We start from the raw sequence: 17,713 nt of genomic DNA on the forward strand, positions 1-17,713 counted from the left end.
TACCTGGCTGTTTTGCCCTCCACCAAACCGGAAACCGCCCTCACCGAGAAGATATGGCTTCCTTTAGTGGAGCTCTTGCAAAAAGAGGCCCGCGTCGCTTGGAGCGGCCAAATGCAGGCAGGCGACGGCTGGGTGGACTACCTTATCCGAGGAGCGTCGGGAAACCCCGTGGCCATAGAGCTAAAGCCCCCCTTGGTTTGGGATAAAAGACAGAAAAAGATTGTTTCCAGAGACTTGGACTGGCACTTGCGTGACCTTAGCTCCATGGAAAGCAGCGGGCGCAACCAGGTCAAGGACTACCTCCGGGACTACGAGTACGTGGTCCTCACCAACCTGGTAGAGTATGCCCTTTTCAACCGGGAAGCCCTGGTCAGATTTGAGCCCTTTGCCAGGGGGGAGTTTGCCGATCTCTACCGGGAAATCAGGCAGGTGGCCGATCCCTGGGAAGCTCTCAGGCGGATAGAGGACCGGACGCCTCGGCATGGCTTGGACCGCCGCTTTTATGAGGACCTCAAGCGCTGGTACGCCCGGCTAACTGAGGTTCGCTTCCGCGAGGGGCTTTCCGAACCGGAGAAGGCGGAGAAGCGGGTTTGCTGCTAAACAAGTTCGTCTTTGCCCAAACCCTCGAGGACCACGCTCTCATTCCCTTCCGCTTCCTCCGAGATAAGTACGAGGAGGCCCGGCGCCTCTGGGGCCCCAAGGGCACCGCTAAGGTGGCTGAAGCCTTTTTGCGGGGGGTGGATGAATGGTTCTACGCCTTTTACGATACGGAACTTTTTCAGGATAGTTTTTTGGAGCACCTGGAACAGGACCCTAAGAATCTGGAGGATTTCCTCCTAGCGATGGAGGAGATCCTAGGCTTCGGAGCTTGGCAGGCCACCTTCGGCCAAGGCCTCCTCCACTACAACTACCGGGCTATAGACGAGGATGTTTTCGGCAAAGCGTACGAAACCTTCCTGGCCCAGGGGCGGAAGGAGGGCGGGATTTATTACACCCCCTCCAGCCTCACCGCCCTCATGGCCAAGATGGCGGTGGAGGAAACCCTTTGGCCCCGAGCTCGGGAACTGGACCGCGCCCTTGGGGAAGAGCGCTATGACGAGGCGGAGGCTAGGGCCCGGGACCTCACCCAGGTGGCCTTCTTGGACCCGGCGGCGGGTCGGGAAGCTTCCTGGTCAAAATCCTCCGCGAAGTGGTAGAGGTCTACGCTTATTTGGAAGAGAGAACCCGCTGGGCTTTGGAGCTCCAGGAGGGCCTCTTCCTTCCCCCGGCCCAGGCCCGGGCCAGAGAGGCCGTCCTAAAGGTGAGGGATATCCTGGGGTTTTCTGGCCTTTGGCCGGACCCTAAGGTTCTCTCCAGGCTCATCCTGCGCCACCTGGTGGCCGTGGACTTGGACACCAGGGCGCTAGACGTGGCCCGGGTCAACCTCTGGAAGGAGGCCATCAAGTTGGCTCCCAAGGCTTTCCGCTACACCAACCTGGGGCAGGTGGGCCACGCCCTGCCCGACCTCCGCCTCAACCTGATCCATGGGGACACCCTCCTCTCCCCGCCCCGTGGGGAGGTTTTGAAAGCCCTCGCGCCCCGAAGCGCCGATCTGAAGAGGCTCTGGAGCTTAAGGGAGGCTTACCTCCGAAACCCTTTAGATCACGCTCCTCTAGAGGAGGCCTTGGCGCTAAAGGACCAGCTTCGGAAAGACCTGAACAAAGACCTGAACTTGGGCGACGGGACCTTTTTGGAGCTGGAGTTCTTTTGGCTCTTCTTTGACCCGGAGGGAGAGCCTCTCCCCAACCCCGGGGCCCACGTGGAACCCCCCTGGGAGAACGTCAAGCCCTTCAAGAAGGAGTACGCCGCCCGCTTTCCCCAGTTTTTCGGGGAGGACTTCAGTAAGTTCGCCTTGGACGACAAGGAGTTTGAGAGGCGCTTCCAGGAGGCCCTGAAGGATCAGGGCTTCCGCGAGGGCTGGGAGGCTTACCAAGAGAGCAGGCGGATGTACGCTGGCTTTCTCAAGGAGCGCTACCCCCTTATGGGCCAAGGGGATCCCTCTTTAGCTTTGAGAACCGGGGCAAGCGCTGGTTCGCGGATGTCCATCCTCAGTTCAAGTTTGATCTTCTGGCCTTCCGGATGGACCAGCCGTCCCAAGGCACCTTTCCCGCCCGCTTCTACATCCGGAAGGAGGAAGAGTGGAATCGGCACTTTCCCTATCCCTTGGACACCCTGGAGCGCTTCTCTCCCTGGGCCAAGGGGCTGGTGGAGTTCCGCTATCATGGCGACATCCCCTTAGCTAGCGCCATCCGCGGAACCCACCCGCTTCTAGGGGAGTTGGGGTATGAGTTTGGCACCGACTTCCACATGACTAACGATAAGAGGCTCTTTCGCGAGGCTTCCTCTAGCCTGCCCTCCCTTTTGGAGGGGAAGAGCGTGCACCAGTACAACCCCCGCTTTGAACCGCCCCGGTATGGGGTGGACCCCTCGGAGGGGTACGAGGAGCTCCTGCGCCGAGAGCTTGCTCGCCTGAAGGGGCATTACCAGGAGCTGGCGAAGCGGAAGGGGCTTGGGGCCAAGGAGGCCAAGGCCTTTGTGAGGGACCAGCTGGCCAAGGCGGAAGAGCAGTTCCGCCGGGGGGCTTGGCGGCTTCCCCACCAGCTTCCCCGCCTGGTGTGGCGCGATGTGGCCAGCTCCACCAACGAGCGCACGCTCATCGCCGCCCGAGTGCCGGCAGGGGTCTTCCTGGGCAATACCCTGAACTACGTTCGCCCCTACCGTTACCGGGTAGGGGAGGAGGAGGTGGACCAGGAGGTGGTGCCGGAAGAGGAGTTCCTCTACCTCTTGGCCCTCTTCAACAGCTTTGTCCTGGACTACTACCTTCGGCTTAGGACCACCAGCCACGTCAACATTTTCTTCTTGCGGGAGCTTCCCATTCCCATGCCTGACCCTGGGCTAAAGGCCCGGGTGGTGGCGTTAGCAAAAAAGGTGGAAGCGTCCTTGGCTCAAAATCGGGCGGATCGGGCTGAGCTGGAGGCTCTTATCGCACGCGAGGTTTTCCACCTGACCCGGTGCCAGTTCGCCCGGGTGTTGGCTACCTTCCGGTTTGGTCAGGTGGACCGGGAGCTCCTACGGCTTAGCTTGAAAGGATTCTAGTTCTCCCGCCTCCCCCTGAAAGCCCAGCTCCTTGTGGCTCCCGTCGCAGAAGGGCTTGTTCCCAGAGCCCCCGCAACGGCAGAGGGCCAGCTTGGCCTTTTCCAGGCGCATCTCCTTCCCGTTCCACCGGAAGGTAGTCCCTTCCGGCAGGTCCAGCACGTAGGGCCCGTTCTCCCGAAACCGCAGGCGCATAGGGGTATGGTCAAGGGTGAAGAGCCAAGCGTCAAGCGCCCATGTAGGCTCTGGCACGCCCTTTTGGGGCCCCCACCGTGGCAAGGGCCACGGCGGGGTACTCATACCACCCCATGCTGGCTTGCGCCAGCATGGGGGCCCCGGCAAAAGGTTACCGGGGAAGACACCAGGCATGGTGGGCCGAAGGAAACAGGAAACGAGGGTATCAATCAATGTACTCGTACGCCACCAGGGTCAGGAACTCAATGAACTCCTCGGAAAGGACCAGCCGGTCCAGGATCTCCTCCGCCTCCCGGTAGCGCTCCCTTTCGCGCCCTCCCAGCTTGGAAAGCTCCTCTTCCTTGATCTTCTGGTAAAGCTCCGGGGTGATGGTGCGGCCGTCCTCCAGCTCTGCCTTCCGGTGCACCCACTGCCAGAGCTGGGCCCGGCTGATTTCCGCCGTGGCGGCGTCCTCCATGAGGTTGAAGATGGCGGCGGCCCCGTTGCCCAGAAGCCACTGGTTCAGGTACTGGAGGGCCACGGAGATGTTGTTCCTGAGGCCCCCTTCCGTGACCTTCCCCCCGGGCACGGTGAAGTTCAGGAGGTCCTCGGCGCCCACCTTCACGTCCTCCCGCTTCACGTGCTTCTGGTGGGGCTTGTCCCCCAGGTAGCGGTCAAAGACCTCCATGGCCACGGGCACCAGGTCGGGGTGGGCCACCCAGGTGCCGTCAAAGCCCTGGGAGGCCTCCCGCTCCTTGTCGGCCTGGACCTGCCGGAAGGCGCGTTCGTTCACCTCGGGGTCCTTGCGGCTGGGGATGAAGGCGGCCATGCCCCCGATGGCGTGGGCCCCGTGGATGTGGCAGCTTTTCACCAAGAGCTCGGTGTAGGCCTTCATGAAGGGGACGGTCATGGTGACCTGGGCCCGGTCGGGGAAGATGGGGGCGGTGGTGGCGAACTTCTTGATGCAGCTGAAGATGTAGTCCCACCTGCCGGCGTTGAGCCCGGCGGCGTGCTCCTTGAGCTCGTAGAGGATCTCCTCCATCTCAAAGGCCGCCAGGATGGTCTCAATGAGGACCGTGGCCCGGATGGTGCCCCGGGGGAGGCCCAGGTAGTCCTGGGCGAACACGAAGACCTGGTTCCAAAGCCGGGCCTCGAGGTGGCTTTCCAGTTTGGGCAGGTAGAAGTAGGGGCCGCTCCCCCGTCTCAGGAGCTCGTGGGCGTTGTGGAAGAAGTAGAGGCCGAAGTCAAAGAGGCTGGCCGAGATGGGCTCCCCGTCCACCAGGACGTGTTTTTCCGGGAGGTGCCAGCCCCTTGGGCGCACCACCAGGGTGGCCACCTTCTCCTTCAGGCGGTACGCCTTGCCTTCCGGGGAGACGAAGTCTATCTGGCGGCGCACGGCGTCGTAGAGGTTCTTCTGGCCCCTTAGGACGTTGTCCCAGGTGGGGGAGAGGGCGTCCTCAAAGTCGGCCATGAAGACCTTGGCCCCGGAGTTTAGGGCGTTCACGATCATCTTCCGGTCCACGGGGCCGGTGATCTCCACCCGGCGGTCCTTTAGGTCCGGTGGGGCCTCGGCCACCTGCCAGCTTCCCCCGCGCACGAAGGCGGTCTCCTCTAAAAAGTCCGGCTTTTCCCCCGCCTTGTACCGCTCCCAGAGGGTTTTGCGCCGCTCCAGGAGGGCCTTGCGCACGGGGTTGAACTCCCGGTGCAGGGCCACCACAAACCGGAGGGCCTCTTCCGTCAGCACTTCCCCGAGGAGAGGATGGTCCTTGAGGATCTCCACGCCCTTCATGGTGGCTTGAGCCTAAGGGAAGGGCGCGGGGTTTGTCAAGTAACGAAAAGGTTTTTCATCTATTGAAAAACAAGGGGGGACCTGCTACCTTAAGGCCATGCCCAGGCCCAAAGCCAAGGGCGCCGGGGAGGTGAGGACCCTGGAGCGGGGGCTAATGGTCCTCGAGGCCCTCTCCGTCCTGGGCGAGGCGGGGCTCGGGCCTTTGGCGGCGGCCACGGGGCTTTCCAAGAGCACCCTGTACCGCCTCCTCCAGACCCTGGTCCGGAAGGGGTTCGTGGAGGAGGCGGGCGGGGTCTACCGGGTGGGCCCCCGGGCCTTCGCCGTGGGCCAGGCCTACCCCAGGCAGAGCCTCTTAGAGGCGGCGCGGCCGGAGATGGAGGCCTTGGCGGAGGCTTTGGGCGAGAGCGTGAACCTGGCGGTCATGGCGGGCCTCGAGGCCCTCTACTTGGACCAGGTGGAGGGGAAGAAGCTGGTCCGCCTCTTCACCGCTCCCGGCTCCCGGGCCCCCCTCCACGCCACAGGGGTGGGGAAGGTCCTCCTGGCCTACCGGGGGGTGCCGGAGGGGCTTTCCCTGGAGGCCTACACCCCCCACACCCTCACCACCCGGGAGGGCCTTCTGGAGGAGCTAAAGCGGGTCCGGGCCCAGGGCTACGCCTTGGACAACGAGGAGAAGGAGCTTGGGGTGCGGTGCGTGGCCGCGCCCGTCTTCGGCCCCGGGGGGGAGGTGGTGGCCGCGCTTTCCCTCTCCGCCCCCGCAAGCCGCCTCTCCCCCGAGGAGGCCCACCGCCTGGCCCCCCAGGTGGTGGCGGCCGCCCGCAGGGCCTCCTTGCGCCTGGGCTTCACAGGGTCTGTATAATGAGAAGGGTTAGGACGCTTTAGCGGGAGGGGCTAAGGGCCATGGACAAGGATCGTCCCGTGTACATCATCAGCGTGGCGGCGGAGCTGGTGGAGATGCACCCCCAGACCCTGAGGCTTTACGAGCGGAAGGGGCTCATCAAGCCCAAGCGGTCTGGGGGGAAGACGAGGCTATATTCCGAGCGGGACATTGAGAGGCTTAGGGAGATCCGCCGCCTGACGCAGGAGCTGGGGGTGAACCTGGCGGGGGTGGAGGAGATCATGCGCCTCAGGTCTGAGCTCGAGGCCCTCCAGGCCCGCTTTGAGGCCGAGGTGCAAAGGCTCAAGGCCGAGCTGGGGGAGCGCTTCAAGGAGCTTGAGCGCAAGGCCCTCCCCGCCCCCGGTGAGACCGCCAAGCCCTCCCCCAAGGACCGCCCCCTCTACATCATCAGCGTGGCGGCGGAGCTGGTGGAGATGCACCCCCAGACCCTGAGGCTTTACGAGCGGAAGGGGCTCATCAAGCCCAAGCGGTCTGGGGGGAAGACGAGGCTATATTCCGAGCGGGACATTGAGAGGCTTAGGGAGATCCGCCGCCTGACGCAGGAGCTGGGGGTGAACCTGGCGGGGGTGGAGGAGATCATGCGCCTCAGGTCTGAGCTCGAGGCCCTCCAGGCCCGCTTTGAGGCCGAGGTGACCAGGCTCAGGCTCCTCCTTTTGGAGGAGGGCAGAGGCCTCCGGGAGAGTAGCATGGGGGCGTGATGGACCTAAGCCCCCTTATGGAATGGCTCGCCATTCCCTCCGTTTCCACCGACTCCGCCCGCAAGGAGGACGTGCGTCGGGCGGCCTTGTGGCTTGAGGAAAGGCTGAAGGCTCTGGGCTTCCGCACCGAGCTCCACGAAACCCCCCTCCACCCCATCCTCTACGCCGAGCGCCTGCTAGAGGGCGCCCCCACCGTCTTGGTCTACGGCCACTACGACGTCCAGCCCCCCGACCCCCTGGAGCTTTGGGAAACCCCGCCCTTTTCCCCCACGGTGCGGGAGGGGAGGCTCTACGCCCGGGGGGCCTCCGACGACAAGGGCCAGCTCTTCGCCCACGTGGCGGCTTTGGAGGGCCTAGAGGCCCCCGTCAGCATCAAGTTCCTGGTGGAGGGGGAGGAGGAGATCGGAAGCCCGAGCCTCCTGCCCTTCGTGCGGGCGAACCGGGAGAGGCTTAAGGCCGATGCCGTCCTCATCTCCGATGGGGCCATGTTCGCCCCCGGGGTGCCCACGCTGACCTACGGCCTCCGGGGGCTTTGCTACCTGGAGGTGCGCCTTTTTGGGGCCAGGCGGGACCTCCACTCCGGGGCCTTCGGCGGGGTGGCCCCCAACCCCATCCAGGCCCTGGGCTGGATCCTGGCCCGGCTCAAGGACGAGGGGACGGGGAAGGTCCTGATCCCCGGCTTTTACGAGAAGGTGCGCCCCGTCTCCCAGGAGGAGAAGGCCCTCTGGCCGGCCCTGGACGAGGAGGCCCTGAAGCGGGAGCTGGGGGTGGAGGTCCTTCCCGGGGAGGAGGGGTATAGGCCTTTGGAGAGGCTCTGGGCCCGGCCCACCCTGGACCCGAACGGGGTGTGGGGCGGCTACCAGGGGGAGGGTTCCAAGACGGTGATCCCCAAGGAGGCGGGGATGAAGCTCTCCCTGCGCCTGGTGCCCGACCAGGACCCCGAGGAGGTGGCCGAACTGGCCGAGGCCCACCTCCGGGCCCTCCTGCCCCCCGGCTACCGCCTAGAGGTCAAAAGGCTCCACGGCGGAAAGCCGGTCCTCACCGACCCCTTTAGCCCTCCCATGCGCATCATGGCCAAGGCCCTCGAGGAGGTCTGGGGCCGGCCTCCCGTCTACGCCCGGGAAGGGGGGACGATCCCCGTGGTGGCGGAGCTGAAGGAGGCCCTGGGGGCCCCCATCGTCCTCCTGGGCCTGGGCCTTCCCGACGACAACCTCCACGCCCCCAACGAGAAGCTGGACCTGGTCACCGTTATTCGGCGTTTTTACGAGCTTCTGGCGGCCTCGCCCGCTTGAAGATGAGGGCCTCGCCCCCCGCCCCACAAGGAGGGGGACGGCGGCGCTTTTGGCCACCTGGGCGGCGAAGGGGACGTCTCCTTCCAGGCCCACGGCCTTCAGGGCAAAGGCGGCGGCGGAGAGGCTTAGGGCCTCCAGAGGGTCCTGGTAGGCCCGCTTGACGGCCAGGGCCACCCTGGCCCCATCCTCCGGCTCCACCTCCCCCATGAGGCCCAGGTACTCCGCCAGGACCCCGGCGGTGTAGAGGTCGTCCAGCCCCACGCGCCCCTCCTTGCCGGCGCAGAGGATGGCCACCTCCTCGGTGGCCAGCTCCAGGGCCAGCCTGGCGGCCGCGTGGGCGTTGTAGAGGGAGGCCAGGAGGACGTGCTTGGCCGTTTTGGCGGCGACGTGGGCCGCCTTGGTGCCGTTGGTGGTGCTCATGACCACGATCCTGCCCCCCACGGGAGCCTCGAGGGCCTCCCTGGGCGAGTTCCCTAGGTCAAAGCCCGGGGGCTTCAGCCCCCCCACCTCCCCCGCCAGGAGGACGTCGGCGTCCTTGAAGGCCCTGGCGGCCTCGAGGTCCCCCGTCAGGTAGAGGGCTTCGGCCCCCGCTTCCAGGAGGGCCGCCCCCGTGGTGGTGGCCCGGATCACGTCCACCACCAGGACCACGTCCGGGTACACCAGCTCTTCCGTGGGCAGAGGGTCTACCCTAAGGCGCATGCCTTCTCCTCACACCAGCCCGAAGGCCACCTCTTCCAGAAGGGCCGGGCTCAGGACCTCCACCTCCCCGGGGGCCAGGCGCACCGCCCCCTGGGCCTTAAGCTCCTGAAGGGCCCGGGTGACTGTCTCCCGGCTGGCCCCCGCCAGGGCCGCCAACTCCTGCTGGCGCGCCCGGATCTTGGGGCCCATCCCCTGGCGCAGGAGCTTCAAAAGGGCGTAGGCCACCCGGCTCTTGGCCTCCTCAAAGGCCATGAGGTCCAGCTCCAGATCGGCCTCCCGCAGGCGGTGGGCCAGGAGGCGGGCCAGGTTGTGGGCGATGAGGGGGAGGCGGCGGATGAGGGCCAGGTAGGCCTCCCGGTGGAGGACCAGGAGGAGGGCCTCCTCCTCGGCCAGGGCGCTGGCGCTCCGCTCGCTTCCGTCCAAAAGGCTCATCTCCCCGAAGATCTCCCCGGGGCCCACGTAGCCCAGGGTCTTCTCCTGCCCTCCCAGGTGGGTGCGGAAGAGGCGCACCCGGCCCCTTTCCACCAGGTAGAGGGCCTGCCCCAGGTCTCCCTGGTGGAAGACGGGCTTCCCCTTGGGGTAGGCCTGGCGCAGGAAGTAGGAGCGGGCCAGGGCCTCCTCCTCCGGGGCAGGTCGTGGAACAGGGGGCCAGGCATCGGGCTTACTCTAACCGAAACTTCATCTTTTGCCTAGAGGATGGGGGGGTGAGGCCAGTTCTGGAGGCCCGTCGCCTGGGGTTCGCCTACGAGGGCGCCCTCTTCCGGGACCTCTCCTTCGCCCTGGCCCCCGGGGAGGCGCTGGCCCTTTTGGGGCCCTCGGGAAGCGGCAAGACCACCCTCCTCCACCTCCTGGCGGGGCTTCTCCCCTTGCAGGAGGGGGAGGTCTACTGGGAGGGGGAGGCCATTCGGGGCCTCTCCGAAGGGGTTCTGGCCCGGAAGCGGCTTCACTTTCTGGGTCTTATCTTCCAGCACCACTTTCTCTTCCCCGAGCTCACCGCCTTGGAGAACGTCCTGGCCCCCGGGTATTTGGCGGGGCGGGTGGACCGGACCCGGGCCCTTGGCCTTCTGGACCGGCTGGGCCTGGCAAAAAGGGCCCACTTCCTGCCCCAAAGGCTTTCCGGCGGGGAGCGGCAGCGGGTGGCCGTGGCCCGGGCCCTCTACCTGAGGCCCCGCCTCCTCCTGGCCGACGAGCCCACGGCCAGCCTGGACCGCCGCCAGGCCCGGGAGGTCCTGGCCCTCCTTTTGGAGCTTTCCCGGGAGGTGGGGGCGGCCCTGGTCCTAGCCACCCACGACGAGGCCCTGGTGGAAGGCCTTCCCACCCTGCGCCTGTAGTATCCTTAGGCGGTATGAGTCCCATCCACGTGCGGGGAAAGCCGGGGGAGGTGGCCGAGAGGGTCCTGCTTCCCGGGGACCCGGGCCGGGCGGAGTGGATCGCCAAAACCTTCCTCCAGGACCCCGTCCTCTACACCTCCCACCGGGGCCTCCTGGGCTATACCGGCCGCTACAAGGGCGTGCCCGTTTCCGTGCAGACCACGGGCATGGGGGCCCCTTCGGCCAGCATCGTGGCCGAGGAGCTCATCGGGCTAGGAGCCCGGGTTCTCCTGAGGGTGGGCACCTGCGGGGCGGTGGACGAGGGCCTGGCCCCGGGGGACCTGGTCATCGCCCAGGGGGCCGTGCCCCTGGACGGGGCCAGCCGGCAGTACCTGGAGGGCCGCCCCTACGCCCCCCTGCCCGACGCCGGGCTTTTTGCGGCCCTGTGGAGGAAGGCCGAGGCCCTGGGCTACCCCCACCACGTGGGCCTCATCGCCACCGAGGACGCCTTTTACGCCACCACCCCCGAGGGGGCCAGGGCCTGGAGCCGGTTTGGGGTCTTGGCCTTTGAGATGGAGGCCAGCGCCCTCTTCCTGATCGGAAAGATGCGGGGTGTGCGGGCCGGGGCCATCCTCACCGTCTCCAATCAGATCGGCGACCCCGAGCTGGCCCCGGAGGAGGTCCTGAAGGAGGGGGTTCGGCGTATGGTGGAGGTGGCCCTCGAGGCCCTTCTGGAGGTGTGAGATGGCAGAGGAGCATGGGCACGAGTTCATCCTGGAGATCCCCGAGTTTGAGCACCTCTCCTACGAGGTGGAAGAGGGCATCGCCCTGGTCACCCTGAGGCGGCCCGAGGCCCTAAACGCCCTCTCCCAGGACCTTCTGCGGGAGCTCGCCGAGGTGGCCGAGGTCCTCGCCCAGGACCCCGAGGCCCGGGTGGCCATCTTCACCGGGGAGGGGAAGGCCTTCGCCGCCGGGGCGGACCTGAAGGAGATCGCCGCCATCAAGGACCCCTTCATGGCCCGGGAGTACGCCCTTTTGGGCCAGCAGGTCTTCTCGGAGATCGCCGCCTTGCCCATCCCCACCATCGCCGCTATCAATGGCTACGCCCTGGGCGGGGGGCTGGAGCTGGCCTTGGCCTGCGACCTCCGGGTGGCCGCCACGGGGGCCAGGCTGGGCCTGCCTGAGGTGGGCCTGGGCCTCATCCCCGGCTTCGGCGGGACCCAGCGCCTGCCCCGCCTCATCGGCCGGGGGCGGGCCTTGGACCTCATCTTCACCGGGCGGCACGTGACCGCCGAGGAGGCCCTCAGCATGGGCCTGGTGAACCGGGTGGGGGAGGATGCCCTGGAGGAGGCCAGGAAGCTGGCGGAGAAGATCCTCAAGAATGCCCCCATCGCCCTGGCCCTGGCCAAGGAGAGCGTGGTGCGGGGCGAGGGGCTGGACCTGGCCGAGGCCCTGGAGATTGAGGCCGACCTCTTCGGCTACGCCGCGGCCACCGAGGACATGAAGGAGGGGGTGCGGGCCTTTTTGGAAAAGCGCCCCCCCAACTTTAAGGGAGAGTAGGCCCTTTGGGCGGCGGTGGTGTAAGGTAAGGGATGCCCATGACGGAAGAGCGCGTGGTCCACGTAGCCAGCCCCAAGGCCAAGCTCTACGCCGAGGCGGACCAGGCCATCCGCGAGCACCTGAAGGCCTTCCCCAAGGCCCTCAAGGCCTACGAGCTCCTCATCCAGGACCCTGAGGCCCGGGCCGGGTGGAACATGGCCAACTACCTCACCATGCGCAAGCTGGGCTACAACGACCACGGCCGGGTCCACGCCCTCCTCACGGGGGCGGCCAGCGTGGCCATTCTGCGCCTTCTTTCCGAGGCGGGGGTGAGGCTGGACACCCTGGAGTCCGGGGCGGGGGAGCTGGAGGACGCCTACGTGGTGGTCCTCCTCTCCACCATGCTCCACGACCTGGGCAACCAGGTGCACCGGGTGGGGCACGAGGTCTTCGGGGTGACCCTGGCCCTGCCCATCCTGAACCGCATTCTGGAGAAGATCTACCCTGACCCCGAGCAGCGCACCGCCCTTCGGGCCCTGATCCTCCACGGCATCTACAGCCACGACCTGAACCCGGAGCCTCTGACCCTCGAGGCCGGCATCACCGCCGTGGCCGACGGCACCGACATCACCAAGGGCCGGGGGCGGAAGGCCTTCGCCCTGGGGAGCATAGACATCCACTCCATCAGCGCCCTGGCCGTGGACGAGGTGCGCATCCTGAAGGGGGAGAAGGTGCCGGTGGAGATCCAGGTCACCATGAACAACTCCGCCGGCATCTTCCAGGTGGAGGAGACCCTCACCAAGAAGGTCCTGAGGAGCCCCTTGCGCCCCTACGTGAGCGTGGTGGCCATGACCGAGGGGGACGGGGGGGACCAGCGCATCGTCCACCGGGTCCGCCTGCACGAGAGCGAGGACCGCTTCGTCTTGGACTAAGTGCCGGCACTCTGGTTTCGCAACCTGGGGTGTCCAAGTCGGGGCTAAAGGCTTTTCTGGGGCCCCCACCGCGGCAAAGGCCGCGGTGGGGTACTTAACTCAAGGGTGGGGCCTTTTCAGGCCTTGGGCCAGAGTTCCTTGAGCTCCTTGGGCAGAAGGCCCAGGATGTCCTGAAGCTCGCCCTCGGAGACCTTCTTGGCCATCGCGCCGAAGACCGCCCGCGCCGCCGCCTCGGGGTCCACGGCGGGGCCCGAAGGGGTCTTGAGCTCCCGGGCCACGTGGGCCAGGAACTCCTCCTTATGCCGCTCCTTCGTGGAGCACGGTCCTGAGGGCCATGTGGGCCCGGTGGCGGTCCTCGGTGCCCAGGGCCTCCATGATCTCCTTGAGCCAGGTGTGGGTCTTGTAGAGGGTGCGGTCAAACACCTCCAGGCCGGTGGCGCTCATATCTTCACCCCCTTACCTTGAGGCCATCGCTTGAGTCTACGTAAAGGCTTGGCCAAGGGGGGTGGGCCTCAGGCCCGGAAGTAGCGGTAGGGGGGGCCTTCCCGGAGGAGAAGCCCCTCCAGGCGCAGGTACTCCAGGTGGGCCAGGGTCTCGGCGAAGGCGAAGCGGCGGCCGGCGGCGTCCAGCTCCTGGGGGAAAAGCTTGAGGGAGAGCGCCCAGGCGGTCTTGGGCTCCTCCAGGAGGGCGAGGAGGCCCTCGAGGCGCTCGGCGTGGTGGGCCTTGAGCTCCAGGGCCCTGGCCCGGACGTCCTGAATGGGGCCGAAGTGCCCGGCGTGGGCTACCTTGGCGGGAAGCTCCGCCAGGCGGTCCAGGGAGGCCAGGAAGTCCTTCAAGGGGTTTTCCCGGGTGTAGGCCCATAGGCCCACGTTGGGGGAGACCCGCTCCAGGAGGGCGTCCCCCGCCAAAAGCACCCCCTCTTCCTCCAGGAAGAAGGCCACGTGCCCGTCGGCGTGGCCGGGGGTCCAGACGGTCTTGAGGCGCCTTCCCGCCACCTCCAGGACCTCTCCGTCCTTCAGGGGTGTGGGGCTTTGCGGGGGGTGAACCCGCTCCCGGGTCTTGGCCATGGTCTCCTGGATGCCCAAAAGGGCCTCCTCCGGCATCCCGTGGTCCAGGAAAAGCCGAAGGCTCGCCTCGGCGAAGGCCTCGGGCTCGCGCCAGAAGCGGTGCCCCCTTGGTAGCTCCTCCTCGTGGAGGAAGACCCTAGCGCCAAGACCCTCCAGGAAGCCGGCCAGGCCGTAGTGGTCGGGGTGGTGGTGGGTGAGGAGGACGGCGCCGATGTCGGCGAAGCAAAGCCCCAGTTCCGCCAGGTAGAGCTCCAGGGTGCCCTTGGCGGCGCGGGTGCCCAAGGCGGTGTCCACCAGGGCCACCTCCCCGTTTCCCTTCAGGAGGTAGAGGTTCACCGTCTTCAGGGGGTAGGGGATGGGGACGGGGAGGAGGTAGAGGCCGGGGAGGAGTTCCCTCACAGGAGCACCTAGGAGGAGGGCGGCCAGGAAGGGGTCTTTCCTTAAGATGCCAGGGAAAGAGGTAGCCTCCTTCCCCGTCCGCCACCACCTCGAGGCCCCCCAGGGCCTCCTTTAGCCCCGCCAGGACCGCCTCGGGCGGGAGGGCCTCCCCGTCCACCTGGAAGACGGCCAGGCGGTCGGCGTCCCCGTCCAGGGCGAAGCCCACCGCCGGGGGCTCCTGGGCCTTGAGGAGGACCCGGAGGGTCTTGAGGTTTTCCGGTTTGGGGTCGGGGTCCACCCCGTAGAAGAGGGGGTGGGGGAGGGGGTGGAGCTCCCGAAGCTCCGCCGCAAGCCCCAGGGCGCGGAAGGCCTGGGGCAGGACCCCGCCCCCCGCCCCGCCCATGGTGTCCAGGTAGACCACCCCGGCCTTCCCTTTAGGGGCCTCCCCCAGGTCCTTCAGGAGGCGCTCCAGGTAGGCCTGGCGCAGGTCCAGGGGGGCGAAGGGCGCGGGCTCGGGAAGGGTCTCGGGCAGGGTGAGGGCCTCTCCGGGAAGAGGCTCTCCGGGCCCCAGGCGGAGCTTCACCCCCTGGAAGCGGGCGGGCCTGCGGCTTGCCGTCAGGTAGAGGCCCCCCGCCTCCAGGGTCTCCAGGGCCAGGCCGAAGAGGGGAAGGGGGGCGGGGCCCAGGAGAAGGTGGGTTTCCAGGCCCAGGCCCGAGAGGACCCGGGCGGCCTCCTCCGCCATCTCCCGGGCCAGGAAGCGGGCGTCGTGGCCCACCACCGCCCTTTTGATGCCTCGGGCGAGAAGGGCCTCGCCCAGGCCCGCCGCCGGACGGGCCGCGCTCCCAAAGGTGAAGCCTCGGGCCAGTTCGCCCACGAAGCCTTCGGGCGTGGGGTAGAGCTCCATGCCTTAGAGTCTACCCCGTGGTAGACTCACCCCCGTGGGCGAGGCGCATCCCTCCGAAGAGGCCCTGCTCTCCTCCCTGAACGAGGCCCAGCGCCAGGCCGTCCTCCACTTTGAGGGCCCGGCTTTGGTGGTGGCGGGGGCGGGTAGCGGCAAGACCCGGACCGTGGTCCACCGGGTGGCCTACCTCATCGCCAGGCGCGGGGTCTTCCCCTCGGAGATCCTAGCCGTCACCTTCACCAACAAGGCCGCCGAGGAGATGAAGGCCCGCCTGAAGGCCATGGTGAGCGGGGCGGGGGAGCTTTGGGTCTCCACCTTCCACGCCGCCGCCCTGCGCATCCTCAGGGTCTACGGGGAGCGGGTGGGCCTGAAGCCCGGCTTCGTGGTCTACGACGAGGACGACCAGACGGCTTTGCTCAAGGAAATCTTCAAAGAGCTCGGGCTCGCCGCCAAGCCCGGTCCCATCAAGAGCCTCTTGGACCGGGCCAAGAACCAGGGGGTGCCCCCCGAGCGCCTTCTTTTGGAGCTTCCCGAGTTCTACGCCGGGCTTTCCCGGGGGAGGCTCCAGGACGTCCTCCACCGCTACCAGGAGGCCCTGAGGGCCCAGGGGGCTTTGGACTTTGGGGACATTCTCCTTTATGCCCTAAAGCTTCTGGAGGAGGACGGAGAGGTCCTGAAGCGGGTCAGGAAGCGGGCCCGCTTCATCCACGTGGACGAGTACCAGGACACCAACCCCGTCCAGTACCGCTTCACCCGGCTTCTGGCGGGGGAGGAGGCCAACCTCATGGCGGTGGGGGACCCGGACCAGGGCATCTACTCCTTCCGGGCGGCCGACATCCGCAACATCCTGGACTTCACCCAGGACTACCCCAAGGCCAGGGTCTACCGCCTCGAGGACAACTACCGCTCCACCGAGGCCATCCTCCGCTTCGCCAACGCCATCATCGTTAAGAACGCCCTCCGCTTGGAGAAGACCCTGAGGCCGGTGAAAAAGGGCGGGGAGCCCGTGCGGCTTTTCCGGGCGGAAAGCGCCCGGGACGAGGCCCGCTTCGTGGCCGAGGAGATCGCGCGGCTTGGCCCCCCTTTTGACCGGGTGGCCGTCCTCTACCGCACCAACGCGCAAAGCCGCCTCCTGGAGCAGGCCCTGGCCAGCCGGGGCATTCCGGCCCGGGTGGTGGGGGGCGTGGGCTTCTTTGAGCGGGCCGAGGTGAAGGACCTTTTGGCCTACGCCCGCCTGAGCCTGAACCCTCTGGACGCCGTGAGCCTCAAGCGGGTCCTGAACACGCCGCCCCGGGGAATCGGCCCGGCCACGGTGGAGAAGGTCCAGGCCATCGCAAAGGAGCGGGGCCTGCCCCTCTTTGAGGCCCTGAAGGTGGCGGCGCGGACCCTTCCCCGCCCCGAGCCCCTGCGGGCCTTCCTGGCCCTCATGGAGGAGCTCATGGACCTGGCCTTCGGCCCGGCGGAGGCCTTTTTCCGCCACCTCCTCCTGGCCACCGACTACCCCGCCTACCTGAAGGAGGCCTACCCCGAAGACGCCGAGGACCGCCTGGAGAACGTGGAGGAGCTTTTGCGGGCCGCCAAGGAGGCGGAAAGCCTCATGGACTTCCTGGACAAGGTGGCCCTCACGGCCCGGGCGGAGGAGCCCGCCGAGGCCGAGGGGCGGGTTGCCCTCATGACCCTCCACAACGCCAAGGGGCTGGAGTTTCCCGTGGTCTTCCTGGTGGGGGTGGAGGAGGGGCTTCTGCCCCACCGCTCCTCCCTCTCCACCCAGGAGGGCCTCGAGGAGGAGCGCCGCCTCTTCTACGTGGGGGTCACCCGGGCCCAGGAGCGGCTTTACCTCTCCTACGCCCAGGAGCGGGAGATCTACGGCCGCCTAGAGCCCGTGCGCCCAAGCCGCTTCCTAGAGGAGGTGGACGAGGGCCTCTACGAGGTCTACGACCCTTACCGCCAAAGCTCCAGGAAGCCCACCCCGCCGCCCCACCGGGCCCTGCCCGGGGCCTTTAGGGGTGGGGAGAAGGTGGTCCACCCCCGCTTCGGCCCGGGGACCGTGGTGGCGGCGGCCGGGGACGAGGTCACCGTGCACTTTGAGGGGGTGGGGCTCAAGCGCCTCTCCCTGAAGTACGCCGACCTGAGGCCGGCCTAGGAGGCGAAGGATGTGGCCCCCCTACCACAAGGCAAGGCCCCTTCCCGTCTTCTACGGGAAGGCCTCGGCCTTCTTCGGGCCCCTGGCGGCGGAGATCGCCGCAAGCCGCCTCCCCCTCTTCCCCTACCCGGTGGAGGACCAGGACCCCTGGGCGGCCCTTCCCTGCCTGAGGCCTTTGGACTTCGCCGGGATGGTGCTGGAGGAGGCCTCGCCGCCTCCCGAGGGGATGCGCCTCGAGGCCGAGGCGGAGCGGGCGGGCCTGGTGGACCTGGTGGTGCCGGGGGCCTTGGGGCTCGTGGGGCATTACACGGAGGGGCTCGCTTTGGACCGGCTCCTTTCCGCCTTCTTCCCGGGGTCCAAAGCCCTTTGGCTTGGCCCCTTGCGCCTGGGCCTCGCCCCCTTCCTCCGGGCCCTTGGCCAGGTTTCCGTGGGGGCGGGGAGCTTCGCCGAGGGGGATAGCTTCCTGGCCCGCCTGCCCGAAAGGGCCCGGGGGCACGTGGCCCTGAGGCCCGAGGAGGTGGGCGCCTTAGCCCTCAAGGCGGACCTGGTCATCTTCGCCGGGGGCAGGCTTCCCCTGGACGTTCTCCAACCCTTCCACGCCCTCCTGGCCCTGGCCCCGGTGGAGCGGGGGGTGAGGGAGAGGGTCCTCGAGGTCCACGGCCCGGAGACCCTTCTGGACTTCCGGGCCAAGGCGGTGTTGGAGGCCTTGGGGTACACCCCATAAAAAAACGTCCCCACGCGTGTGGGGACTACTCCTACGGCCT

Annotated in this window: 16 protein-coding genes and 4 pseudogenes; 13 read left to right on the plus strand and 7 right to left on the minus strand. The window is 67.4% G+C overall.

Features of this window, described 5'->3' with window-relative positions; genetic code table 11:
• Positions 1-264: 264 nt before the first annotated feature.
• The 4 genes from BVI061214_RS06595 to BVI061214_RS06610 are packed head-to-tail and all read left to right on the plus strand — an operon-like array spanning position 265 to position 3,135.
• Positions 265-600, plus strand: coding sequence for a hypothetical protein (locus tag BVI061214_RS06595; RefSeq protein WP_156303232.1), 336 nt, complete (start codon positions 265-267; stop codon positions 598-600).
• The gene (locus tag BVI061214_RS06600) at positions 591-1,196 is read left to right on the plus strand and encodes an N-6 DNA methylase (protein WP_053767736.1); all 606 of its coding nucleotides are present in this window, start codon (positions 591-593) and stop codon (positions 1,194-1,196) included. Before BVI061214_RS06595 ends, BVI061214_RS06600 begins: the two co-directional genes overlap by 10 nt.
• 14 nt (positions 1,197-1,210) lie before the next feature.
• Positions 1,211-2,278, plus strand: coding sequence for a hypothetical protein (locus BVI061214_RS06605; protein WP_156303233.1), 1,068 nt, complete (start codon positions 1,211-1,213; stop codon positions 2,276-2,278).
• Positions 2,203-3,135, plus strand: a complete 933-nt coding sequence (locus BVI061214_RS06610; protein ID WP_053767738.1) for a restriction endonuclease subunit S domain-containing protein — start codon at positions 2,203-2,205, stop codon at positions 3,133-3,135. Before BVI061214_RS06605 ends, BVI061214_RS06610 begins: the two co-directional genes overlap by 76 nt.
• Here the strand turns inward: BVI061214_RS06610 and BVI061214_RS06615 are convergent.
• Positions 3,109-3,327: a CDGSH iron-sulfur domain-containing protein gene (locus BVI061214_RS06615; RefSeq protein ID WP_003048053.1), complete on the minus strand. Its 219-nt coding sequence runs from the start codon at positions 3,325-3,327 to the stop codon at positions 3,109-3,111. The genes BVI061214_RS06610 and BVI061214_RS06615 overlap by 27 nt on opposite strands.
• A gap of 205 nt (positions 3,328-3,532) precedes the next feature.
• Positions 3,533-5,095: a malate synthase A gene (aceB, locus tag BVI061214_RS06620; RefSeq protein WP_053767739.1), complete on the minus strand. Its 1,563-nt coding sequence runs from the start codon at positions 5,093-5,095 to the stop codon at positions 3,533-3,535.
• A 97-nt stretch (positions 5,096-5,192) separates the two neighbouring features.
• Between aceB and BVI061214_RS06625 the strand changes: the two genes are divergently transcribed.
• Genes BVI061214_RS06625 through BVI061214_RS06635 form a run of 3 tightly spaced genes read left to right on the plus strand, consistent with a single transcriptional unit; the run spans position 5,193 to position 7,980 of the window.
• Positions 5,193-5,951: an IclR family transcriptional regulator gene (locus BVI061214_RS06625; RefSeq protein ID WP_003048057.1), complete on the plus strand. Its 759-nt coding sequence runs from the start codon at positions 5,193-5,195 to the stop codon at positions 5,949-5,951.
• Positions 5,952-5,992: 41 nt separating this feature from the next.
• Positions 5,993-6,688, plus strand: a complete 696-nt coding sequence (gene hspR, locus BVI061214_RS06630; RefSeq protein WP_003048059.1) for a heat shock protein transcriptional repressor HspR, fused homodimer type — start codon at positions 5,993-5,995, stop codon at positions 6,686-6,688.
• The gene (locus BVI061214_RS06635) at positions 6,688-7,980 is read left to right on the plus strand and encodes a dipeptidase (RefSeq protein WP_053767740.1); all 1,293 of its coding nucleotides are present in this window, start codon (positions 6,688-6,690) and stop codon (positions 7,978-7,980) included. Before hspR ends, BVI061214_RS06635 begins: the two co-directional genes overlap by 1 nt.
• On the opposite strand, the pseudogene BVI061214_RS12550 reads toward BVI061214_RS06635, so the two are convergent.
• Together BVI061214_RS12550 and BVI061214_RS14035 are read right to left on the minus strand one after the other, a co-directional pair.
• Positions 7,937-8,679 (minus strand): annotated as a pseudogene (locus BVI061214_RS12550) (2-phosphosulfolactate phosphatase). The gene BVI061214_RS06635 and the pseudogene BVI061214_RS12550 overlap by 44 nt on opposite strands.
• Before the next feature lie 9 nt (positions 8,680-8,688).
• Positions 8,689-9,335 (minus strand): annotated as a pseudogene (locus BVI061214_RS14035) (Crp/Fnr family transcriptional regulator).
• 48 nt (positions 9,336-9,383) lie between these two features.
• On the opposite strand from BVI061214_RS14035, the gene BVI061214_RS06650 reads away from it, so the two are divergent.
• From BVI061214_RS06650 to BVI061214_RS06665, 4 genes are read left to right on the plus strand one after another with little or no spacing between them, the layout of a single operon-like run.
• A complete protein-coding gene (locus BVI061214_RS06650) occupies positions 9,384-10,010 on the plus strand; it encodes an ABC transporter ATP-binding protein (RefSeq protein WP_003048068.1) in 627 nt (208 codons plus the stop codon).
• A gap of 14 nt (positions 10,011-10,024) precedes the next feature.
• Positions 10,025-10,732 carry a phosphorylase family protein gene (locus tag BVI061214_RS06655; RefSeq protein ID WP_053767743.1) on the plus strand — a complete coding sequence of 236 codons (708 nt, stop codon included), beginning with the start codon at positions 10,025-10,027 and terminating at the stop codon, positions 10,730-10,732.
• 1 nt (position 10,733) lies between these two features.
• Entirely contained in the window at positions 10,734-11,549 is an 816-nt protein-coding gene (locus BVI061214_RS06660; RefSeq protein WP_003048072.1) for an enoyl-CoA hydratase/isomerase family protein, read from the plus strand.
• A 38-nt stretch (positions 11,550-11,587) separates the two neighbouring features.
• Positions 11,588-12,460, plus strand: a complete 873-nt coding sequence (locus tag BVI061214_RS06665; RefSeq protein ID WP_053767744.1) for an HD domain-containing protein — start codon at positions 11,588-11,590, stop codon at positions 12,458-12,460.
• Between the two features lie 116 nt (positions 12,461-12,576).
• Here the strand turns inward: BVI061214_RS06665 and BVI061214_RS06670 are convergent.
• The 3 genes and pseudogenes from BVI061214_RS06670 to BVI061214_RS13230 all read right to left on the minus strand — a co-directional run.
• Positions 12,577-12,904, minus strand: a pseudogene (locus BVI061214_RS06670) (DUF2267 domain-containing protein).
• 68 nt (positions 12,905-12,972) lie between these two features.
• Complete coding sequence (locus BVI061214_RS06675) at positions 12,973-13,926, minus strand: MBL fold metallo-hydrolase (protein ID WP_053768607.1); 954 nt, start codon at positions 13,924-13,926, stop codon at positions 12,973-12,975.
• Positions 13,927-14,137: 211 nt separating this feature from the next.
• Positions 14,138-14,809, minus strand: a pseudogene (locus BVI061214_RS13230) (phosphohexomutase domain-containing protein); the annotation flags it as partial.
• A 34-nt stretch (positions 14,810-14,843) separates the two neighbouring features.
• Here BVI061214_RS13230 and BVI061214_RS06685 point away from each other — a divergent pair.
• Together BVI061214_RS06685 and BVI061214_RS06690 are read left to right on the plus strand one after the other, a co-directional pair.
• Positions 14,844-16,949, plus strand: a complete 2,106-nt coding sequence (locus tag BVI061214_RS06685) for an ATP-dependent helicase (protein WP_053767745.1) — start codon at positions 14,844-14,846, stop codon at positions 16,947-16,949.
• Positions 16,950-16,959: 10 nt separating this feature from the next.
• On the plus strand, positions 16,960-17,673 hold the full coding sequence (locus BVI061214_RS06690) for a hypothetical protein (RefSeq protein ID WP_053767746.1): 714 nt from the start codon (positions 16,960-16,962) through the stop codon (positions 17,671-17,673).
• The last annotated feature ends 40 nt before the right edge of the window (positions 17,674-17,713 follow it).

The organism is Thermus aquaticus (genome assembly GCF_001280255.1).
Taxonomy (GTDB): domain Bacteria; phylum Deinococcota; class Deinococci; order Deinococcales; family Thermaceae; genus Thermus; species Thermus aquaticus.